This window comes from Enhygromyxa salina, assembly GCF_002994615.1.
Taxonomy (GTDB): domain Bacteria; phylum Myxococcota_A; class Polyangia; order Nannocystales; family Nannocystaceae; genus Plesiocystis; species Plesiocystis salina_A.
In genome coordinates, this window is record NZ_PVNK01000295.1 from 1 (window position 1) to 19,043 (window position 19,043).

Below are 19,043 nucleotides of genomic sequence, written 5' to 3' on the forward strand. Positions count from 1 at the left end.
GCCGAGCCCCTCGCCCCGCCCCTCGACGACGGCCAGCTCGACCTCGACGCGGGCCTGAAGATCTTCGACCACGAGGACTTTCGGCCCGGCCAGCGCGAGGCGGTCGAGACCCTGCTCGAGCAGCGCCGCCTGCTCCTGGTCGCGCCGACCGGCGGCGGCAAGAGCCTGACCTACCAGCTGCCCGCGGCGCTGCTGCCCGGCACGACCCTGGTCATCTCGCCGCTGATCGCCCTGATGCACGATCAGGTCGCGAGCCTCCAGGCCGCGGGCGTCCCCGCGACCTTCCTGGCCTCGACCCTCGACAGCGACGAGCTGCGCCAGCGCATGCGCGACATCGCCAGGGGCGCCTACAAGCTGGTCTACGTCGCGCCCGAGCGCCTGACCCATGGCGGCTTTCGCGGGCTGCTCTCGCGCATCGAGGTCCCCCTCGTCGCCGTCGACGAGGCCCACTGCATCTCCGAGTGGGGCCACGACTTTCGCCCGGAGTACATGCAGATCGGCGAGTTCATCCGCTCGCTCCCGGGCGAGACCATGGTCCTGGCGTGCACGGCCACGGCCACGCCGATCGTCCGCGACGAGGTCCTGGCCAAGCTCCACCTCGGCGCCAAGACCCCGCAGATCGTCCGCGGCTTCGCCCGGCCCAACCTGCGCCTGCGCGCGGTCGAGGCCGGGCGCCCGGCCGATCGCCGAGCCGCCGTCGACGAGCTCCTGCGCCAGACCCTCGGGCGCCCGGGCAGCGACAGCGGGGCCGCGATCGTCTACGCGCCAACCCGCAAGATCACCGAGCAAGAGGCCGCGCGGCTCCACAAGCTCGGCTGGAAGTGCCAGGCCTACCACGCCGGGCTCCGGGGCGAGCTGCGCGAGACCGTGCAAAAGGCCTTCTCCGCGGGCGCGCTCGAGGTCGTGGTCGCGACCAACGCCTTCGGCATGGGCATCGACCGCGCCGACGTCCGCGCGGTCATCCACTGGGGCCCGCCGGGCTCGATCGAGGCCTACTACCAAGAGGTCGGTCGCGCCGGTCGCGACGGCGAGCCGGCCTGGGGCCTGATGATCTACTCCTCGCAAGATCTGCCCTTGCGTCGGCGCCTGCTCGAGTACGACATCGACGGCCGCGCGCCCGACCCCGAGGTCGTCGAGCACAAGTGGGGCATGTTCCTCGAGCTGATCCGCTGGGCCGAGAGCGGGACCTGCCGCCACGACGCGATCTTGCGCTACTTCGGCGACGAGGCCGAGCTGCTCGAGGGCTGCGGCCACTGCGACGTGTGCGAGGCCCTCGGCGACGGTCAAGAGTCCGAGTTCGACGACGAGCAGACCACCTTGATCGTGCGCAAGGCCCTGTCTGGCGTCGCGCGGATCCACTGGACCTACGGCCTGACCGCGGCCGTCAAGCTCCTCGTCGGCGCCGACGATCCCCGGCTCCAGCGTGGCGGCCTCGATCGGACCACGACCTTTGGCGTGCTCTCGGAATTTCCCGAGCACTGGGTCAAGAAGCTCCTGCACCGCTGCGTCGCCGCGGGCTGGGTCGAGTTCAGCCCGGGGGATCGTCCGCTGGCGGTCCTGTCCGAGACCGGTCGCGCCGTGATGAAGGCCGAGCGACCGGCCCGGATCGTGCTCCCGTCCACGGACCTGCCCGAGCGCCGCGCGCGGTCCCGCGAGCGCAAGCCGAGCACCGACGGGACCGAGCTCGACGCCGCCGCGCAGGCGCTGTTCGAGCACCTGCGCGCCCATCGGCTCGAGGTCTCGAAGGTCGAGGAGGTCCCCCCCTACGTCGTCGCCAGTGATCGGACCCTGCGCGAGGTCGCGCTGCTGCGGCCCAAGTCGCTCCACGAGCTCCAGCAAGCCCACGGCATCGGTCCGACCAAGGCCCAGCGCTACGGCGAGGGCTTGCTCGACGTGGTCCGGGAGTTTGGCTAGGCCCATGGACGAGCGTCAGCGCGGCTTGCTTCGCTCGTGGGAGCTCGGTGAGCTCCCGGTCGAGGACTTTCGTCGCTCGTTCCCGGCGGCGCAGCTCGACGATCCCGCCTGGCTCGAGGCCGAGCTCGCCGAGGCGCTGCGCTCGGGCACGTCCGAGGCCCTCGACGACGTGGCGCAGCTCGTGTTGCTGAGCACCGCTCGCAACGTCGACCTGAAGAATCGGCTGCTCGTGACCCCGGGCCACCGTCACCACCAGGCGATCGCCAGGTCCCTCCAGGCGATCGCCGATCCGTCGACGGTCGCGTTCGTGCGCCGGGCGCTGCAGCTCGGCTACGAGCACCTCGAGTACACCGCGTCGGAGCCGGATGTGATCACGAAGTGGTTCAGCTGGCTGCTGTTCGAGATCGGGACCCGCGAGGCGATCGAGGTCATGCGGGAGTTCGCCGGGTCGCGAGACCAGGCGGTCGCCGACGAGATGCGCTACCGCCTCGCAAAGCTCTCGCAGTGAGCGCCCGGCTCCACGCTCAGCTCAGCCACGGGCAAATCGAGGCGAAAGCGAGTCCACTGCCCGCGCTCGGTCTCGACGCTGAGCTCCCCACCGTGGTCGTGGGCGATGCCGTGAGACACCGACAGCCCCAGCCCCGTGCCCTGGTCGCGACCTTTGGTCGTGAAGAAGGGGTCGAAGATCCGGGGCAGCACGTCGGGCGAGATTCCGGGGCCATGATCCTCGACGATCAGCCGCAGCCAGCGGCGATCGGGCGGGTCTTTGGTCACCACCTCGGACCGGATCTCGATGACCTTGCGCTCGTCGTAGCCGCAGTAGCGCTCGTTGAGCGCGTCGCGGGCGTTGGTCACCAGGTTCATGATGATCTGCTGGATCTGCTGGACGCGGCAGCTGACCACGGGCAGCCCGGCCGGGATCTCGACGGTGATCTGGATGTGGTCTTTTCGCATGACCGCGCGGATCAGCGAGAGCGTGGTCTCGATCAACTCGCGGATGTCGATGTCCTCGATCCGCGCCTCTCGCTCCTGGCGTGAGAACTGGAGCAGGTTGCGAACGATGCGCGCGACGCGGTTGGACTCTTTGGTGATCTCGCCGGCGAACTCATGGACGAGCTCGTGCTGCTCGACGTTATCGGCGATCAGCTCGGCGTAGTTGAGGATGCCCTGGACCGGGTTGTTGATCTCGTGGGCGACGCCGCTGGCGAGGGTCCCGACCGACTCGAGCCGCTGCTGCTGGCGCAGCTGGGCCTCGAGCGAGTGCCGCTCGGCGTCGGCGATCTTGCGCTCGGTGATGTCGGTCGCGACGACCACCGCGTGGCGAGCTCCGTCGCCGATCTCGCCCTCGCCCTCGACCTCAATTGGCGCGAGCCGGGCGACATACCAACGCGGCGGCCCGCCCTCGAGCTCGACCTCGAGCTCGAGCTCGCGCTGGACACCCTCGCGCAGGACCCCGCTCACGGCCGCGCGCCAGCCCTCGACCGAGGCCGCGCCGAGCAAGCGCTCGAAGGGGATCTTGCCGTGGGTCTCGGCGCCGCTGGCCGCGTGCGCGAGCGGAGCCCGAGCCCGGCTCGCGAGCCGGGCGCGGTTGATGAACTCGACCTCGCCGCGCTCGTTGAGCAGCGCGATGATGTCGGGCGCCCCGTCGACGAGCGAGCGCCAGCGGGCCTCGCTCCGGCGCAGGGCGGCGTAGAGCCGCGCGTTGTCGAGGGCGCTCGCGGCCTGGCCGGCGATCAGCTCGAGGCCCTCGAGCCGCTCGGGCGAGAAGCAGTAGGCGCTGAGGCGGTTCTCGAGCACGAGCGCGCCGACGCTGCGCTTGGCCTTGAGGATCGGCAGGCCGAGCAGCGACTGGACCTCGGTCTGGACCACGTAGGCGTCGTCGGCGAAGCGCGGGTCCGTGCGCGCGTCGTCGAGGACCAGGGCCTGCTCGGTCCGGACGACGAAGTTGACCAGCGAGGTCGGGCACAGCGTCGTGGCCGAGGTCAGCGCAACCGGGGTCTCGAAGATGTGACGCTCACCGTCGACGGTCGCCTCGGCGACGACGCCCATGACCCCGTCTCGCTCGAGCAGCAACACGCCCCGGTCGGCGCCCGCGTTGGTGATCGCGGCGTCGAGGACCCGCGCGACGACCTCGTCGAGGCGGAGATCCTCGGCCATCACCCGCACGGCCCGAAGCACGCTCTCGAAGTCGAGCGACTCCGAGTTGGTCGCGGTGCTCCGGGTCCGCCCGCGCCTCGCGGGGCGGTAGCCGCCAGGTTGCTTGGCCTCGAAGAGGCCGGAGGTGCCAGAGGTGCCGGAGTCGCCGGAGTCGACCCCAGGGCCGAGCTCGGCCTCGAGCGCAGCGATCTTGTCGGACCGCAGGCCCGAGTCTTGGAGACGATTGCGAAATTGCTCGGGATGAGCCTGGACGAGCTGGGCGAGCTTGGCCGTGGCCCCCCACGCCTCGTAGGCTTCCCACGCCCGATCGCGGGCGCCGCTCGCAAACGCGGCCAGGCCCTCGCGCTCGGCGACCCCCGCGAGCGCCTCGCTGGCCAGGCCCTGGACCCAGCGACAGCCCTGCGTGGCGGCGTGGCTGCGGGCCCGCTCGAGCGAGCGCATCGCGGCGTCGGGCCGGCCACGAAGCGAGGCCTGAAGACCGCGGGCGAGGTCGCGGTAGTGAGCGTAGTTCTCGGGGCAGTCCCGCGCCCAACGCTCGATGATCCGCCGACCCCTGCGCATCGCCGCGTAGACCGGGGGTCGGACCGAGCCCGCGGTCTGGATGACGCTCGCGGCCGCGACCACGGCCGTCAGCGCCACCCGCGGCACGACCCAGCTGCCGAGCATGACCCGCTCGACGTCGTCGATGATCTCGACCGTGAGCTCGGCGGCCGCGCGGGCGTCACCGAGCAGCAAGTGGACCATCGATTGGTTGGCGAACGCGGCGTAGATCGAGACCCGGCTGCCGCCGCGGCGCTCGACGACCTCGGGCTCGAGCGCGGTCCGGACCTCGCTGTCGTCGCCGTCATCCTCGCCCTCGCCCTCGCCCTCGCCGCCCGCAAGCATGACCGTGAGCCCCCGAAGCATCCACGCGGCCAGGACCAGCTCGCGCGAGCCCCAGCGGCCAATGTCGCGCTCGAGCCGCTCGCTTCGGCGTCGAAGGACACGCAGGTGGGTCCCGACCTCGAGGTGCATCGGCAGGCCGAGCGCGCCCATGTAGCCGGCGTTTTCGAAGTCCCCGAGCTCGAGCGCGCGCGCGTAGGCGGCGTCGAGGCGCGCGAGCGGCTCGGCGAAGGGCCGGCCGAGGTGCCACACGAACAGGTAGGCGCCGGCCTCGACCCGCGCGCGGGACGGGGCCATCGGCACGCGCTCGACCAGGGCGAGGGCCTGCTCGCACAGACGAATCGCGTCGTCGACCCTGCGCAGCCCCGGGCCCACGCCGAGCGCGAGCTGGACGAGGGCGTGCGCGCAGGTCGGGTGGAAGCCGTGGGCGAGGAACAGGCGGACGTGGACGCCCGTGAGCAGCATCAAGAGGCTCGGGTCGGCGACGTAGGCCGCGGCCGTGGCCGCCGACACGATGGTCATGGCCGCGCCGACGGCCGGGTCCTCGCAGTCGGGCGTCGCGATCAGCTGCGCGGTGCTGCGCCCGCGCATCGACAGCCACGCCCGGACCAGCCCGACGCGAACCCGGGCCGGGCTGGCCTCGCGCGGGACCCCGTGACCGCAGCGAGCGAGAGCCTCACGAGCGAGGGCGAGGGCGAGCTCGGGCCGATCGGCGAGGGTCAGCAAGCGAACGCGACGGGCCGCGATGCGGCCGTAGTCGGCGATGTGGAGGGGCCAGCTCAGCAGCTCAGCGAAGCCCTCGTCGGCCTCCTCGCCGCGCCGGGTCTGGGCCAACACCTGCGCGCGCCCAAACGCGAGGCCGACCACGAGCGCGTAGTGTGGCGCGGCCTGGCCCCGCTCGACGGCCGCCTCGCGCTCGGTCGCCGTGAGCTCGACGCCGACGTCGAGGTAGCGCAGCGCCCCGTCGTAGGCGGCCGCTTCGAGCGCCCGGGTCCCGGCGCGCAGGTTGAGGGCGGCGAGCTCGATCCGCAGGCTGTCGTCGAGCTCGGCTTCGGGCAGGCCAGCGTCGAGATGATCGACGACCGCGAACAGCCGCTCCTCGCTGATCTCGCCCGCGCGCGCGCGCTCGTGCTGAGCGATCCGCCAGTGCTGGCGCCGACGCTCGGGCCCGGGCAGCTGCTCGTAGGCCGCGTCGCGGATGCGGTCGTGGGCGAAGCGATACTCGCGGCCGACGAGCGCGAGCAGCCCGCGCTCGACGAGCTCGTAGAGGGTCGGCGCGAGCTCCGAGCGCGGCTTGTCGCTGACGATCTCGAGCGCGGCCATGTCGAAGCGCGTGCCCACGCAGGCGGCCCGCGCGAGCAGCTCACGGGCCGGCTCGGCGAGCTCGGTGAGCTTGACCCGCATGACCTCGGCCACGTCGTCGGGGATGTCCGCGGCCGCGACCGCGCCCTCGTCCCAGACCCACCCGCGCTCGCCGAGCCGAAACAAGCCTCGATCTGCGAGGTGGGCCAGAAACTGGCGGATGAACAGGGGGTTGTTGCCCGTCTTGCGCCCGACGATCTGAGCGAGGCCACGCAGCTCTGGAGCCGGCCGGCCGAGGGTGTCGGCCAAAAGGCTCTCGACGGCCGCCGCCGGGAGCTCGCGCAGGTGGGTGACCCGAACCCGGCGGTGGTCGGCGAGGACCTCAATCAACGCGCGCAGCGGATCCCCGGGCTCGAGCTTTTCGCCGACGAAGGTGCCGAGGATCAGCAGCGCCCCCCGCCGCCCGCTCTCGATCAGCGACTGCAGCAGGGCGAGGCTGCTGCGGTCAGCCAGGTGCAGATCATCGAGGACCATGACCAGCGGCTGACCGGCGTCGCACAGCGCGAACACCAGGCGCCCGACCGCGAGGTGGAGGCGATTGCGAGCCTCGCGGGGCTCGAGCTCCGGGACCACCGGCTGCTCGCCGAGGACCAGCTCGAGGGTCGGGACCAGGTCACAGACGATCCGCCCGAGGTCACCGAGCGCGTCGCTCAGGCGCTCGCGCCAGCGCTCGAGCCGGTCCTCGCGCTCGGTCAAGATCTGCTCGACCAGGGCCCCGAAGGCGTCGATGAAGGCGGAGTAGGGCGCCTCGTGGAACGCGTCGAACTTGCCCCGCGCGAGGTAGCCCCCGGAGCCCGCGACCGGGCCCTCGAAGTTCGCGAGCAGGGCCGACTTTCCGACCCCCGAGGGGCCCGCGAGGAGCACCACCCGCGCCGTCCCTGTCCGCATGACTCGCTCGAGCTCCTCGACGAGCTCGTGGCGCTCCTGCATCCGCCCGTAGAGCTGGTGGGGCAGCTGGAGGCTGCGCGGGAAGTCCTCGCGCCCGAGGATCAAGCCGCGCGCGTCCTGGCCGAGCTCGACGAGCTCACGGAGCTTACGCAGATCCGCGCTGAGCCCGAGCGCGGTCTGGTAGCGGTGCTCCGGGGCCTTCTCGAGCAGCTTGAGGACCATGCGCGAGACCCCCTCGGGCAGGTCTGGGCGCCGGCTCTGCGGCGGATCGGGGGTGCGGGCGAGGTGGGCGTGGATCAGGTCGAGGGGCGCGGAGAACTCGAAGGGACGCCGGCCGGTCAGGAGCTCGTAGAAGGTCACTCCGAGCGAGTAGAGATCGCTGCGGAAGTCGACGCTGCGCCCGGTCCGGCCGGTCTGCTCGGGCGACAGGTAGGGCAGCGTGCCCTCGACCACCGCCGGGTCGTAGATGTGGCGGCGCTCGGCGTCGAGCAAGACCGAGATGCCAAAGTCGGCCAGGTGCACGCGGCCGCTGTCGGGGTCGATCAGGATGTTGGTCGGCTTGAGGTCGCGGTGGATGATGCGCTTGGCGTGGACGCGCCCGAGCACCTCGGCGACCTGGACGGCGATCGAGAAGAAGCGCTCGAGCGCGAGGGGCTGCCGCTCGGCGTACTCGGCTAGGTCCTGACCGGGGACGCGCTCGAGCAGCAACACGAGCTGATCGCCGACGCGCTCGAGCGCGAGCGCCTTGACGACGCCCTCGATGTCGAGCGCCTCGATCAACGCGAACTCGTGCTCGACGCGGGCCTCGACGTCATCGCCCGCGAGCTCGAAGACCTTGGCGATCACCGCCCGATCATCACCGTCGCATACGGCCTCGTAGACGCTGGCGTGATCCGAAGACCGCAGCAATCGCACGCGACGATAGCCATTGAGCGGAAACCCCATCTGGTTTCGCGATGGTACTGCACGCGCTACGCGTCTCGGCCCCTAAAATCTCCGAAGCTTGCACCCGCGTGCCACTGGTCTTCGGACCCCGCGCTGTATCTGCGCCGACCGTGACACCCCGCCGCAACACCAGCGCGAGCGGGACTCGTCGCGTCGGCTGTCCGACACGGACACCGATATTGAGTACCTAGCAGCCCGGGGTGCTAGCAGCCCGTGATGCATTGCACCCCGGGCTGCTAGGCTAGAAATCGCCGACCAGTTGGATCACGAAGCGGTCGTTGTAGAGCTGGTTGGCGCGCCCACCATCCTCGCGGATCAGGGTGTAATCCGCCTTGATCGTGAAGCGCGGGACGACCAGCCAGCGCAGCCCGAAGCTGTGGCCGAGCTGGGTCTCGTCGTAGGCGTAGGCGTCGGCGTGATCCGACACGAGCGGGACCTCGCCGTCGGGTCCGGGGGCGACCCCGGGTACGTCGAGATCCGGGTCGGCCCAGTCGATCCGGTACTGCAGCATCACGCCGGGCAGGTTGCTGTGCTTGCGTCGATACAGCGGCTGGGCGATCTGGGCGTAACCGCCCATGACCCAGCGATCGGCGAAGGCCTGGTCCTGGCCCGCCCGGGGCTCGGGCGCCGCGTCGGCGCCGACGATGAACTCGCCGCGCATCATCGGCAGGGGGTACGAGCTCGCGATCATGCGGTCGAAGTCGAGGGCGAGGTGGGCCCCGGCTCGCCAGCTCGTCGCCTGCGGGACGTCGATCGTGGACTTGCCCTCGATGCGCTCGTCGAAGTCGAGCAGGCGCGGGTGCTTGCCCCAGACGATCGAGCCGCCGAGCTGGAGATCGGCCAGCGGGAACACGCTCAGGCGCGCGATCAGTGACTTGTTCTGGTTGTTGTCCGGGCCGACGCCGAGGAAGCCGAGATCGGCCCGGGGGTCCTCGCCGAACACCCCCGCGCTCGCGTCGAGTCCGAGCTCCTCGGGCCGACGGACCCGCTCGCAGGGCGCGACGATGCCCCCGGGCGTGTACAGCGAGTCGGTCCAGCGGGTCTGGGTGCAGGCGTCACCGTTGATCACGCCGAGGTCGATCTCGAGCGGCCGGATCGGCTTGTGCTCTCGAAAGGTCGGGCGGAATTTGAGCACCGCCCCGATGTCGCTCCAGGTGCCCGGGTAGACCCGGCCGTTGGTCATCGAGCGCGGCCGCGTGGTGAACCAGTTGACCGGGGCCGCGTGCTCCTCGTCCTCGATCCCGAACGGCACGATGAACACCCCGGCGGTGATCTTGAAGCCCTCACGCAACCATCGCGGGCTACGCTTGGCCCAGAAAAAGGGGTTGATCTCGAGCGCCGCCGACTCGACGAGCAAGTCGCGGCGCGCGGGCGCGAGGATGTCTTCGGTCCCGGCCGTGATCCGGGGGATCGACAGGTACTCGAGGGACAGGCGAGCGTAGACGGCGTCGGCCCAGATCGCGGCGCCGACGTAGAGCGTGGCCGTGCCCGCGCCGAAGAAGGGCAAGGGCGCGACCCGTTCGAAGTTCCCGGCGTCGGTCAGCGCGCGGGTGTTGGTCCGCTCGGTCGTGATGAACGACGCGCCGACGAAGCCGCGCAGCTGAACGATCCCGCCGCCGCCCGGGCCGGTCTCGCCGAGCTTGCCGGGGTCGAAGAAGCTGCCGCCCTCGCTGCCCGCGGGGCCACGCTCGGGGTCGAAGCGAACCACCGGGCGCCTGGTGTCGGGCTCGCTCGCAGACTCGGGGTCGGGAGCCGCGGCCGCGTCGGGATCGCGCGAGGGCAGCTCCTCGATCTCCGGCATCGGCGGCGCGCTCGAGCTGCTCGACTCCGCCTCGACGCCGCCCGCGGTCTCCCCCGCGAAGAAGCCGGGCTCGGCTCCGCTGCCCTCGGGTGGCGCGTCGCCGGGCGGCGAAGCGGGCTCGGGCGCCGAAGCGGGCTCGGGCGGCGCGTCGTCCTCCCCCGCCGGATCGACGGCCGGATCGACGGCCGGACCGACGGGCTGCTCGGCCTCGACCGGTGCGGTGTCGCCCGATGGCGGCGCCTGAGCCAACAGCGCGGTCAACAGCAGGGTCTGGATCGGCATCCGGGGCCCACGACTCTACCCTAGCAGCCCGGGGTGCTATGCCTCGCGCCGCCTCGCTTGGCCTTTTCGCCGAGGGCTTTGTCGCCAAAACTTGCAGTACGCCCGGTACAGCGGCGTTTTGGCTTCGCGCCCTCCGCGAAAATTCCGGCGCGAGGCGACACGATGCATTCCACCCCGGGCTGCTAGCAGCCCGTCCTTGTGGTATTCGCGGTACATGGGTGCCGGGAGCTTCGTCAGTCGTCGGGCGTGCTTGCTCGGCCTCGCCGCAGCCCTGGTCACGGCGTGCAAGAAAAAGCCGGGCGAGCGCGAGCCCGACGGCACGCTCTTGACCCCCTATTTGGCGATCGGCGAGATCCTGGCCGACGACGAGTTCAACGACGTCGCCAAGCTCGGCGCGCAGATCGTCAGCGCGTGCGAGTCGCGGGCGGACGAGCCCGGCGTCGATGAGATCCTCGCCGCCGTCGGCCGGATCGGCGCCGCCGACATCTCGACCACCCGCCTCGCCTACCGCAAGATGAGCGAGGGCGTGATCGCGTGGCTCGCCGCCAACCCGAGCGAGCGCGAGGGCCTCCAGCTCGTCCACTGCCCGATGGCCTTCACCAACGAGGGCGCGTACTGGGTCCAGCGCAGCGGCCAGCTGATCAACCCCTACGAGGGCGCGATGATGCTGCGCTGCGGGGCCAAGATCAGCTGGGACGACCACCGCCGCGGCGAGCCACCGACCGGCGACAGCACGCTCGAGGGCATGGACACGTGACCCCACGAACCCAGTTGGCAGTCGTCGCGCTCGCGGTCGTCGGCGCCGTGATCCTGTCCCCGGCGATCGCCGAGGCCGGCAACGGGCAGCACCCGCGGACCCCCGTCGACTGGTCCTCGGCGCCGTGCATGACGATCATCGATCGCAGCCAGAGCCCGATCTACCCCCTCGCGTACGACATCCCCTACGAGGACACCGACGTCAGCCTCGACGAGGTCCCGGGCAGCCGCGCCCACCAGTTCTTCACCTTCTGCCGCGACCGTCACATCGAGGACCTGCTGCCAAACTGGATCACCGAGGCCGAGGTCAACGCCGCGGCCGCCAACGGCCTCGGCGAGCTCGAGACCGTCGACCTCGAGCTCCACGTGCTGGACAACGCGCCCGACTGGGCCGGCTGCTGGGCGCGGATCAACGCCGACGCCGACCGCCGCCCGATCACCTTCGCGGCGGCGGCCGAGCCGGTCACCTGGGACACGAGCATGCTCCCCGCCGGGACCTGGGTGGTCGAGGGCTACACCTACGAGCCGTGGTTCAACATCTGGACCACCAACCCGGGGGTGTTCAAGATCGTCGACGACCCCGACCCGGCCGCGAGCCCCCCGGCCGCGGCCCTGAGCTTCGTCGAGCAGACCGTCGAGTTCGGCAGCGAGGCCAGCATCACCGGCTGCGTCGACTCGATGCCCGGCGCGACCATGACCTTGTCGTGGTCCAACGGCAACATCAACGGCGCGCCCAACTGGGAAGTGTTCAGCGCCGATGTCCCGGTCGAGGGCGGGAGCTTCGACCTGCCCTTCGCGCCGCCGATCGAGGCCGTGTCGAACTCCGTGATGATCAAGCTCGACGTCGTCGATCCGATCGGCCGCGAGTGGACCGCGTTCAGCCGCGAGTACATCGCGGTGGTCGAGAGCTCTGGCGACGAGGGCTGCGACGACGACGGCGGCTTCGTCGGCAACCCCTGCGACGACGGCGGCTCCGAGACCGAGACCGGGGCCGAGACCGGCGCAGGCAGCAGCGAGGGCAGCGGCGAAGGCAGCGGCGCCTCGACCGGGCCCGCGCTCGATGACGACGGCGGCGGCGGCAGCAGCTGCAATTGCTCGACCCACGCTCCGCCGGGCACCGGGCTCGCGTTCTGGAGCATTGCCGGTTTGGCGTACGTGGGTCGGTCGCGGCGACGTCGTGTCGCCGGCTCAGCTCGCGCCGAGTAGCGTCAGGGCCATCAGCGCGAGGCTCACGAGAAATGCGGCGGGTAACAGCCTCTTCATGACGCTGGGTAGTACGAAATTCGAGCCACGATGTTTCGAATTGAATCCCAAATAAATTCAGATAGTTACAGATCTGGTAACAAGCTGCGCGGGCGCTCGGGTTGCAGACCGCAACGTGGTGAGCCACCACGACGGGCGCGCGTGCGACGACTCGACGAATTACCCCGCATCAAGGTCGGTCCATGGTCCCGATAGGTGGCCTCGCGCTCGCCGTCGTCTGCGCCTTCGCGTGGGCCGGGCTCGATGTCGTTCGCAAGCAGCTCAGCGCTGCGCTCGCGCCGATGCCCCTGATCGTGCTGCTCAACCTCGGCCTCCTGCCAGTGTTCGGCGCGTGGTGGGTGATCGCGGGGGGCACGATCACCGACGCGAGCGCCTACGCCGTGCCCGGGGGCCTCGCCCTGGCCCTGCAGCTCGTTGCGAACCTGCTGTTCCTGGCCGCGGTTCGGGCCTCGCCGCTGAGCCTCACGGTCCCCTTCTTGGCCTTGACCCCGGTGTTCGCGACCCTCGTCGGCGCGCTGACCCTCGGCGAGCGGCCGGGCCCCCTGCAGCTGCTCGGTGTCGCCTTGGTCGTGGTCGGCGCCTTGATCCTCGGCTCACGCGAAGACCCCGGCCGCGACCTTGGCTCGGGCTCCGGGCAGCAGCGGGTGCGCCTGCTGCGGGTGTTTGTGACCGAGCCCGGCGCGCCGATGATGGCCGGCGTCGCGCTGTGTTGGGGCGTCACCATGACCCTCGACAAGCAGGCGCTGGCCTACGCGGCGGTGCCGGTCCACGCGCTGGTTCAGCTCTTCGGGCTGCTCGTGGCCGCGCTCGCCTACCTCGCCGTGCGCGGGCAGCTGCGCGAGCTCGCGGTCCCGCGCTCGCAGTGGCCCGGGCTCGCGCTTGCGACCGTGACCGGAGCGATCGCCCTGGGGGTCCAGCTCGTCGCGGTCCAGTGGATCCTGGTCAGCGTGCTCGAGACGGTCAAGCGCGCGCTCGGGCTGGTCTCGGCCGTGGTCTTCGGCAAGCTGATCTTCGACGAGGCGATCACCCTGACCAAGGCCGTCGCGATCTGCGTGATGGCGGTCGGCGTGGTCCTGGTCATGCTGTAGGCTCCCCGCATGAGCGCCGCCTCGCGCCCCACCTTGGCCCCTGACCCCACCCGCGTCGCGCCCGAGGGCCCGGTCATCTTCGCGGTCATGGACGGCGTCGGCGTCGGCCGCGGTGACGAGGGCGACGCCGTCACGGCGGCCCTGACCCCGACCCTCGACTGGCTGCGCGGCCTGCCCTCGGCGACCACCCTCGCGGCCCACGGCACCGCCGTCGGCATGCCCAGCGACAAGGACATGGGCAACAGCGAGGTCGGCCACAACGCGATCGGCGCCGGGCGGGTGTTCGAGCAGGGCGCGAAGCTGGTCGCCCAGTCGATCGCCTCGGGCGCGCTGTTTCGCGGCGAGGTCTGGCGCTGGCTGATCGAGGGCGTCCACGACTCGCGCGAGCCCCTGCACTTCATCGGCCTGCTCAGCGACGGCAACGTCCACTCGCACATCGACCACCTCCTCGCGCTGCTCGATCGCGCCGCCGCCGACGCCGTCCCCAAGGTCCGGGTCCACATTTTGACCGACGGCCGCGACGTCCCGGGCCGCTCCGCGCTTCGCTACATCGACACCCTCGAGGCCGCCCTCGCCAAGCTCCGCGAGCAGGGCTTCGACTACCAGATCGCCAGCGGCGGCGGGCGGATGCACCTGACCATGGATCGCTACGAGGCCGACTGGGCCATGGTCGAGCGCGGCTGGGACGTCCACGTGCGCGGGCGGGCGCGCAAGTTCGCGAGCGCGCGCGCGGCCGTCGAGACCCTCTACGCCGAGCACCCCGAGCTCGACGACCAGCACCTGCCCGGCTTCGTGATCGCGGATCAGGGCGGCGTCGGTGCGCCGCTCGGGCCGATCCGCGACGGGGCCTCGGTCGTGTTCTTCAACTTCCGCGGCGACCGGGCGCTCGAGATCACCCGCGCGTTCGAGGACGACTCATTCACTGAATTCGATCGCAGCCCCCGACCCAAGGTCCGCTACGCGGGCATGATGCAGTACGACGGCGACCTCCACCTGCCCAAGCGCTTCTTGACCGCGCCGCCCGCGATCGACCGGAGCATGGGTGAGCTGCTCGCGGGCGCGGGCAAGCGTCAGCTGGCGATCGCCGAGACCCACAAGTTTGGCCACGTGACCTACTTCTGGAACGGCAACCGCAGCGCGCCCTTCGACCCCGCGCTCGAGCGCTACATCGAGGTGCCCTCGGACGCCAAGCCGCTCGAGCAGCGCCCGTGGATGAAGGCCGCCGAGGTCACCGACACCCTCTTGCAGGCCCTGCGCGAGCCGGGGCCGGGCTTTGACCTGGTCCGGCTCAACTACGCCAACGGCGACATGGTCGGGCACACGGGCGAGCTGCGCTCGACGATCCTCGCGGTCGAGGCCGTGGATCTGTGCCTCGCGCGGCTGGTCCGGGCGACGGAGCAGCTCGGCGGCGTGCTCATCGTGACCGCCGACCACGGCAACGCCGACCAGATGTTCGACGGCGAGGGCGAGGCCCGTCAGGTCCGGACCAGCCACAGCCTCAACCCGGTGCCCCTCGCGATCTACGACCCCCGCGAGCCCCGCTTGGGCCCCGCGCTGAGCCTGCCTGCGCGGCCCGGGCTCTCAAACCTGGCCGCGACGACCCTCTCGCTGCTCGGGTTCGCGGCTCCGGACGACTACGACCCCAGCTTGCTCGCGTGAGCCCCTCGAGCCCCGAGCCCGCGCGCGGCCGCGCTGCCGCTCACAGCACCCGCCCGCGGACCAGGGTCGCGCGCACGGGCCCGGCGTCGTGGCGAAACAGCAGCGCGTCGATCGTCTCGCCGAGCTCGCGGACGTGACCCGGCACGTCGACGGCGACCAGATCCGCGTCGAAGCCCGGCGCGATGCAGCCGAGCCGCGTGGCCGGACCGAGCACCCGGGCGCCGCCGCGGGTCGCCAGCCACAACAGCTGCTCGGGCTCGACCATCGCCTCGCGGACCAGCGAGGCGTCGTAGGCCGAGGCCGCGACCCGGCGCATCGAGAAGGTCCGGCCCGCGCCGACGTCGGAGCCGAGCCCGATCCGGACGCCGCGCTCGAGCGCCGTCCGCAGCGGCATGCACCCGCTGCCAAGAAAAAAATTGCTGTCGGGGCAGTGGGCGACCGCGAGATCCGAACCGACGACCCGGGCCCACTCGTCGTCGCTCAGGTGGACCGCGTGGGCGAGGATCGTCCGCGCGCTGGCGAGGCCGTGGTCGTCGTAGACGCCGAGGTAGTCGCGGCTCTCGGGGAACAGCTCGGCCGTGACCTCGAGCTCGTCGTGGTTCTCGGAGATGTGGGTGTGGACGATCAGCCCGTGTTGATCGGCGAACTCCGCGGCGCGGCGCAGGAGCTCTGGCGTGCACGAGATCCCGAAGCGTGGGATCACCGCGATCCGCAGCCGATCCTCGTCGTGCCCGTGCCAGCGCTCGTGGAGCTCGGCCAGCGCCGCAATCGCCGGGTCGGCGGCCAGCGTGCACGAGTCGGGGGCCGAGCGATCCATCAGCGTCACCCCGGTCACCGCCCGCAGGCCGCGGCGATCGAGGGTCTCGAGCAGGACCTGCGCGGCGAGCGGGTGGCTGCTGCTGAACACCCCCGCGCTGGTCGTGCCCTGGGCGATCATCGCGTCGCAAAATTCCTCGGCGACCACGCTCGCGTACTCGCGCTCGGCGAAGCGGGCCTCCTCGGGGAACACCGACCGCTGCAACCACGGCAGCAGCGGGCCGCTCGCGCTGCCGATGATCCGGGTCTGGGGATAGTGCAGGTGACAGTCGACGAAGCCGGGCAAGATCACCGCGCCGGGCCAGGTCTCGGGCAGCTCGCAGTCGGCCGGGGCCGCGCACAGCTCGGTGATCCGACCGCGAGGGTCGATGCGGATCAGCGCGTCGGGCCACGCGGCGATCCGCCGTTTGTCGGGGTCGGGCGCGAGCACGCGACCCCGGATCAATTCGAGCTGCGCAGGCATGGGGAGCCCACAAAGCTATATCAGCGCTTGCTCGCAGTTCAAGCCCACGCCGCGCCCGCCGAGCGGCCAGCTCACTCGAAGGGGTTGCTCGTGGCTGGATCCGTCAAGAAGGCGTCGTCCGTGAGGCTCTCGAGGAAGGCGACCAGGTCGGCCCGGTCCTGCTCGGACAGCTCGAAGCCCATGACGAAGCCGCTCTTGTAGGGGCTGGCCCGCCCGTCGCCGGCCCAGGGCTCGCCCTCGGGGATCAGCCGCCCACCCGCGGCGTAGATGTCGACGACCTCGGCGAGGGTCGCGACGCTGCCGTCGTGCATGTAGGGCGCGGTCACGGCCACGTTGCGCAGGCTCGGCGGGCGGAAGCGGCCCATGTCCTGGTCGACGAAGGTGAACTCGTAGAGCCCGCGGTTGCCGGCCGGGTAGCCGCCCATGCCGTCGATGTCGTAGAGGCCGGTGTTTTGAAACGCGCTCTGGGTGAAGGTGGTGTTGGCGTGGCGAGTGGCCAGCGAGAAGTTGAAGCCGCCGTGGCAGTGGTGGCACTCGAGCTCCTCGGAGAAGAACAGCGCGCCCCCGCGCTTGGCCGACTCGCTGATCGCCCCCTCGTCGCCGCCGCGCCAGCGATCGTAGGGCGAGTCGCCCGAGACCAGCGTGCGGATGAAGCTCGCGAGGGCCTTGACGATGTTCTCGAAGCTGACGAGCTCCTCGGCGTCCGGGAACGCGGCCTCGAACATCTCGACGTACTCGGGGTCCTCGGCGAAGCGGGCCAGGACCTCGTCCTCGTGACCCGTGATCCCGAGCTCGACCGGAAATTCGCCGAACATCGGGATCAGGATCTGCTGCTCGAGGGTGTCGAGGTTGGGGTTGGCCCAGGTCAGCTTCGAGGTGTAGCCCGAGTTGGTCAGGCCCAGTGAGTTGCGGACGAGCAGCTCTCCGGTCGAGCCCTCGGGCGTGACCGCGCCGTCGGTGAACGCGAGCTCCTGGAGGTGACAGCTGCCGCACGACTGGGTCGCGTTGGCCGACAGCTGCTCGTCGTAGAACAGGTAGCGGCCGAGCTCGATCTTGGCCGCCGTCAGCTCGTTGTCTTCGGGGATCGCGGGGGCGGGGAAGCCCTCGGGCAGCTCGAAGGGCAGGTCAGCCCCGTCCGCCGAGCCGCCGGCCTCCTCGCCCGCGTCGCCGTGATCGTGGTCGTGATCGTGAGCGTCGACATCGACGTCGTCGCCGCCACACGCCGACCCGCACACGAGCGCGGCCAGGGCCGCGATCGCCAGCGCCGTCGAGCTCCCTCGCCTCGTGCCTCGTGCCCCCATCCAGCTACTCCACCCGGAACACCTGCTGGTCGGAGCAGTCGCTCGCGCACGCGCCGGTCTCGAGGTCGAGGCCGAGGCGCGGGAACAGCTCCATGCACTCGGGATCATCCGGGCTGCTCATGCATCCGGGCGCGGTCATCGCCGTGTTCTGGCTGACGTCGACGCCGTCGAGCAGCGTGGCGACGTCGAGCACGATCGTCTGCGAGGTCCAGTCAAAGCCCTGGAACTCGACGGTCAGGCGGTTGCTGCGCAAGCAGGGCTCCGCGGGCGGCTCCTCGGGCCCGGCCGAGGTGCAACCGGTGCTGCCCTGATGCCAAAACCATGCGTTGTCGTCGGGGTTGTCGTTGCGCAGATCGACCCGCGCGAACTTGTAGCCGCCCTGCCACACCCAGAACATCGAGGGCAAGTTGAGCGGCGAGGGGGCGTTGGCGGCGTCTTGATGGTTGAGCTCGAAGGGCACGCCGAGGACGAAGCGCACGCCCGTGTAGTCGCCGGCCGGCGCCGTGCCCACGACCGTGTCGTTGAGCTCGGCGGTGCCGCCCTCCTGGCACGCGGCGGTGCCGTCTTCGAAGTCGAGCAAGGCCACGTCCTCGTACTGCCACAAGCCGTCCTGGTCGAGGGCCAGCGGCGTGCCCTCGCCCTGGTCGTCGAGCAGCTCGATGGCCGACACGTAGAAGCGAAGATCCTGGATCTCGACGGTCGTGGCCTCGCTGCCGACGCCCTCGTAGGCCTGACCGCAGGCGACGGGCTGATCCCCGAGCGCGGCGCCGAAGCTCAGCGAGACCGCGAGATCGCCGTCGCCGGGGTCGCCGTCGCCGTCGCCGTCGCCGTCTCCGTCTCCGGGGTCGCCGTCTCCGTCTCCGTCTCCGTCTCCGTCTCCGGGGTCGCCATCGCCGTCGCCGTCGCCGTCGCCGGTCTCACCGCTGTCTTGCAGCTCGCCGTCGTCGGAGCAGGCAGCGGTACCCAAGAGCAGCGCCAGCACGGACGCGCACATGGCGAGGGAGCCAAAGTCAGAACGTGGGCGAAGCCCGTGAATCGCAAAGCCAGCTTTGGACATGGGCTTGGATGTAGTCGGTTTCGCGCCGGCCTGAGTGTGACTTTATGTCTCACTGGGACCGGTCGTCGCATGCACGACGCGTGGTCGTATCGCGCCGAGATCCGGACGGGGAGTCTTCGTCTTCCAGCGCACTTGCCGAGGTCCGCGCCGGACGAGATCCGGACGGGGAGTCTTCGTCTTCCGGACGAGATCCGGACGGGGAGTCTTCGTCTTCCAGCGCACTTGCCGAGGTCCGCGCCGGCTCTCCGGCCCCGCTGACACTCCACTTCACCCACAATATCCCGCAGCCAAGCCCAATTTTCGCTAAGGCGCGCCCATCTACACCCGCCTCGCCCCCACCGAACCAATACACGACGCCGGGATGGCCCCACGCGACCCCGCCCTCTCCTATGCCCTGTTCGCTAGGGCG

General features: G+C 71.1%; 11 protein-coding genes. 6 read left to right on the forward strand and 5 right to left on the reverse strand.

Going from position 1 to position 19,043, the window contains the following annotated elements; all coding sequences use genetic code 11:
* The coding region (locus ENSA5_RS34185; RefSeq protein ID WP_219906915.1) for a RecQ family ATP-dependent DNA helicase at positions 1-1,914 on the forward strand (1,914 nt) is incomplete at its 5' end.
* 4 nt (positions 1,915-1,918) lie between these two features.
* Positions 1,919-2,422 (forward strand): hypothetical protein, encoded by a 504-nt coding sequence (locus ENSA5_RS34190; RefSeq protein WP_106395923.1) that lies wholly within the window; start codon positions 1,919-1,921, stop codon positions 2,420-2,422.
* On the opposite strand, the gene ENSA5_RS34195 is transcribed toward ENSA5_RS34190, so the two are convergent.
* Positions 2,395-8,112: a protein kinase domain-containing protein gene (locus tag ENSA5_RS34195; RefSeq protein ID WP_181198449.1), complete on the reverse strand. Its 5,718-nt coding sequence runs from the start codon at positions 8,110-8,112 to the stop codon at positions 2,395-2,397. The two genes, ENSA5_RS34190 and ENSA5_RS34195, sit on opposite strands and share 28 nt — an antisense overlap.
* Before the next feature lie 277 nt (positions 8,113-8,389).
* A complete protein-coding gene (locus ENSA5_RS34200; protein WP_106395925.1) occupies positions 8,390-10,231 on the reverse strand; it encodes a hypothetical protein in 1,842 nt (613 codons plus the stop codon).
* A gap of 214 nt (positions 10,232-10,445) precedes the next feature.
* Between ENSA5_RS34200 and ENSA5_RS34205 the strand changes: the two genes are divergently transcribed.
* The 4 genes from ENSA5_RS34205 to gpmI all read left to right on the forward strand — a co-directional run bounded on the left by ENSA5_RS34205 (position 10,446) and on the right by gpmI (position 14,997).
* On the forward strand, positions 10,446-10,988 hold the full coding sequence (locus tag ENSA5_RS34205) for a DUF3347 domain-containing protein (protein WP_106395926.1): 543 nt from the start codon (positions 10,446-10,448) through the stop codon (positions 10,986-10,988).
* Positions 10,985-12,193, forward strand: a complete 1,209-nt coding sequence (locus ENSA5_RS34210) for an MYXO-CTERM sorting domain-containing protein (RefSeq protein WP_146156422.1) — start codon at positions 10,985-10,987, stop codon at positions 12,191-12,193. The genes ENSA5_RS34205 and ENSA5_RS34210 overlap by 4 nt, the downstream gene beginning before the upstream one ends.
* Positions 12,194-12,432: 239 nt before the next feature.
* Positions 12,433-13,338: an EamA family transporter gene (locus ENSA5_RS34215; protein WP_106395928.1), complete on the forward strand. Its 906-nt coding sequence runs from the start codon at positions 12,433-12,435 to the stop codon at positions 13,336-13,338.
* A gap of 9 nt (positions 13,339-13,347) precedes the next feature.
* Positions 13,348-14,997, forward strand: coding sequence for a 2,3-bisphosphoglycerate-independent phosphoglycerate mutase (gene gpmI, locus ENSA5_RS34220; RefSeq protein WP_106395929.1), 1,650 nt, complete (start codon positions 13,348-13,350; stop codon positions 14,995-14,997).
* Between the two features lie 40 nt (positions 14,998-15,037).
* Here gpmI and ENSA5_RS34225 read toward each other — a convergent pair whose 3' ends face one another.
* The 3 genes from ENSA5_RS34225 to ENSA5_RS34235 form a co-directional block, all read right to left on the reverse strand.
* A complete protein-coding gene (locus ENSA5_RS34225) occupies positions 15,038-16,276 on the reverse strand; it encodes a guanine deaminase (protein ID WP_106395930.1) in 1,239 nt (412 codons plus the stop codon).
* Between the two features lie 71 nt (positions 16,277-16,347).
* Complete coding sequence (locus ENSA5_RS34230; protein WP_106395931.1) at positions 16,348-17,577, reverse strand: methanobactin export MATE transporter MbnM; 1,230 nt, start codon at positions 17,575-17,577, stop codon at positions 16,348-16,350.
* A 4-nt stretch (positions 17,578-17,581) separates the two neighbouring features.
* A complete protein-coding gene (locus ENSA5_RS34235; protein ID WP_181198450.1) occupies positions 17,582-18,571 on the reverse strand; it encodes an MbnP family copper-binding protein in 990 nt (329 codons plus the stop codon).
* Positions 18,572-19,043: the final 472 nt, after the last annotated feature.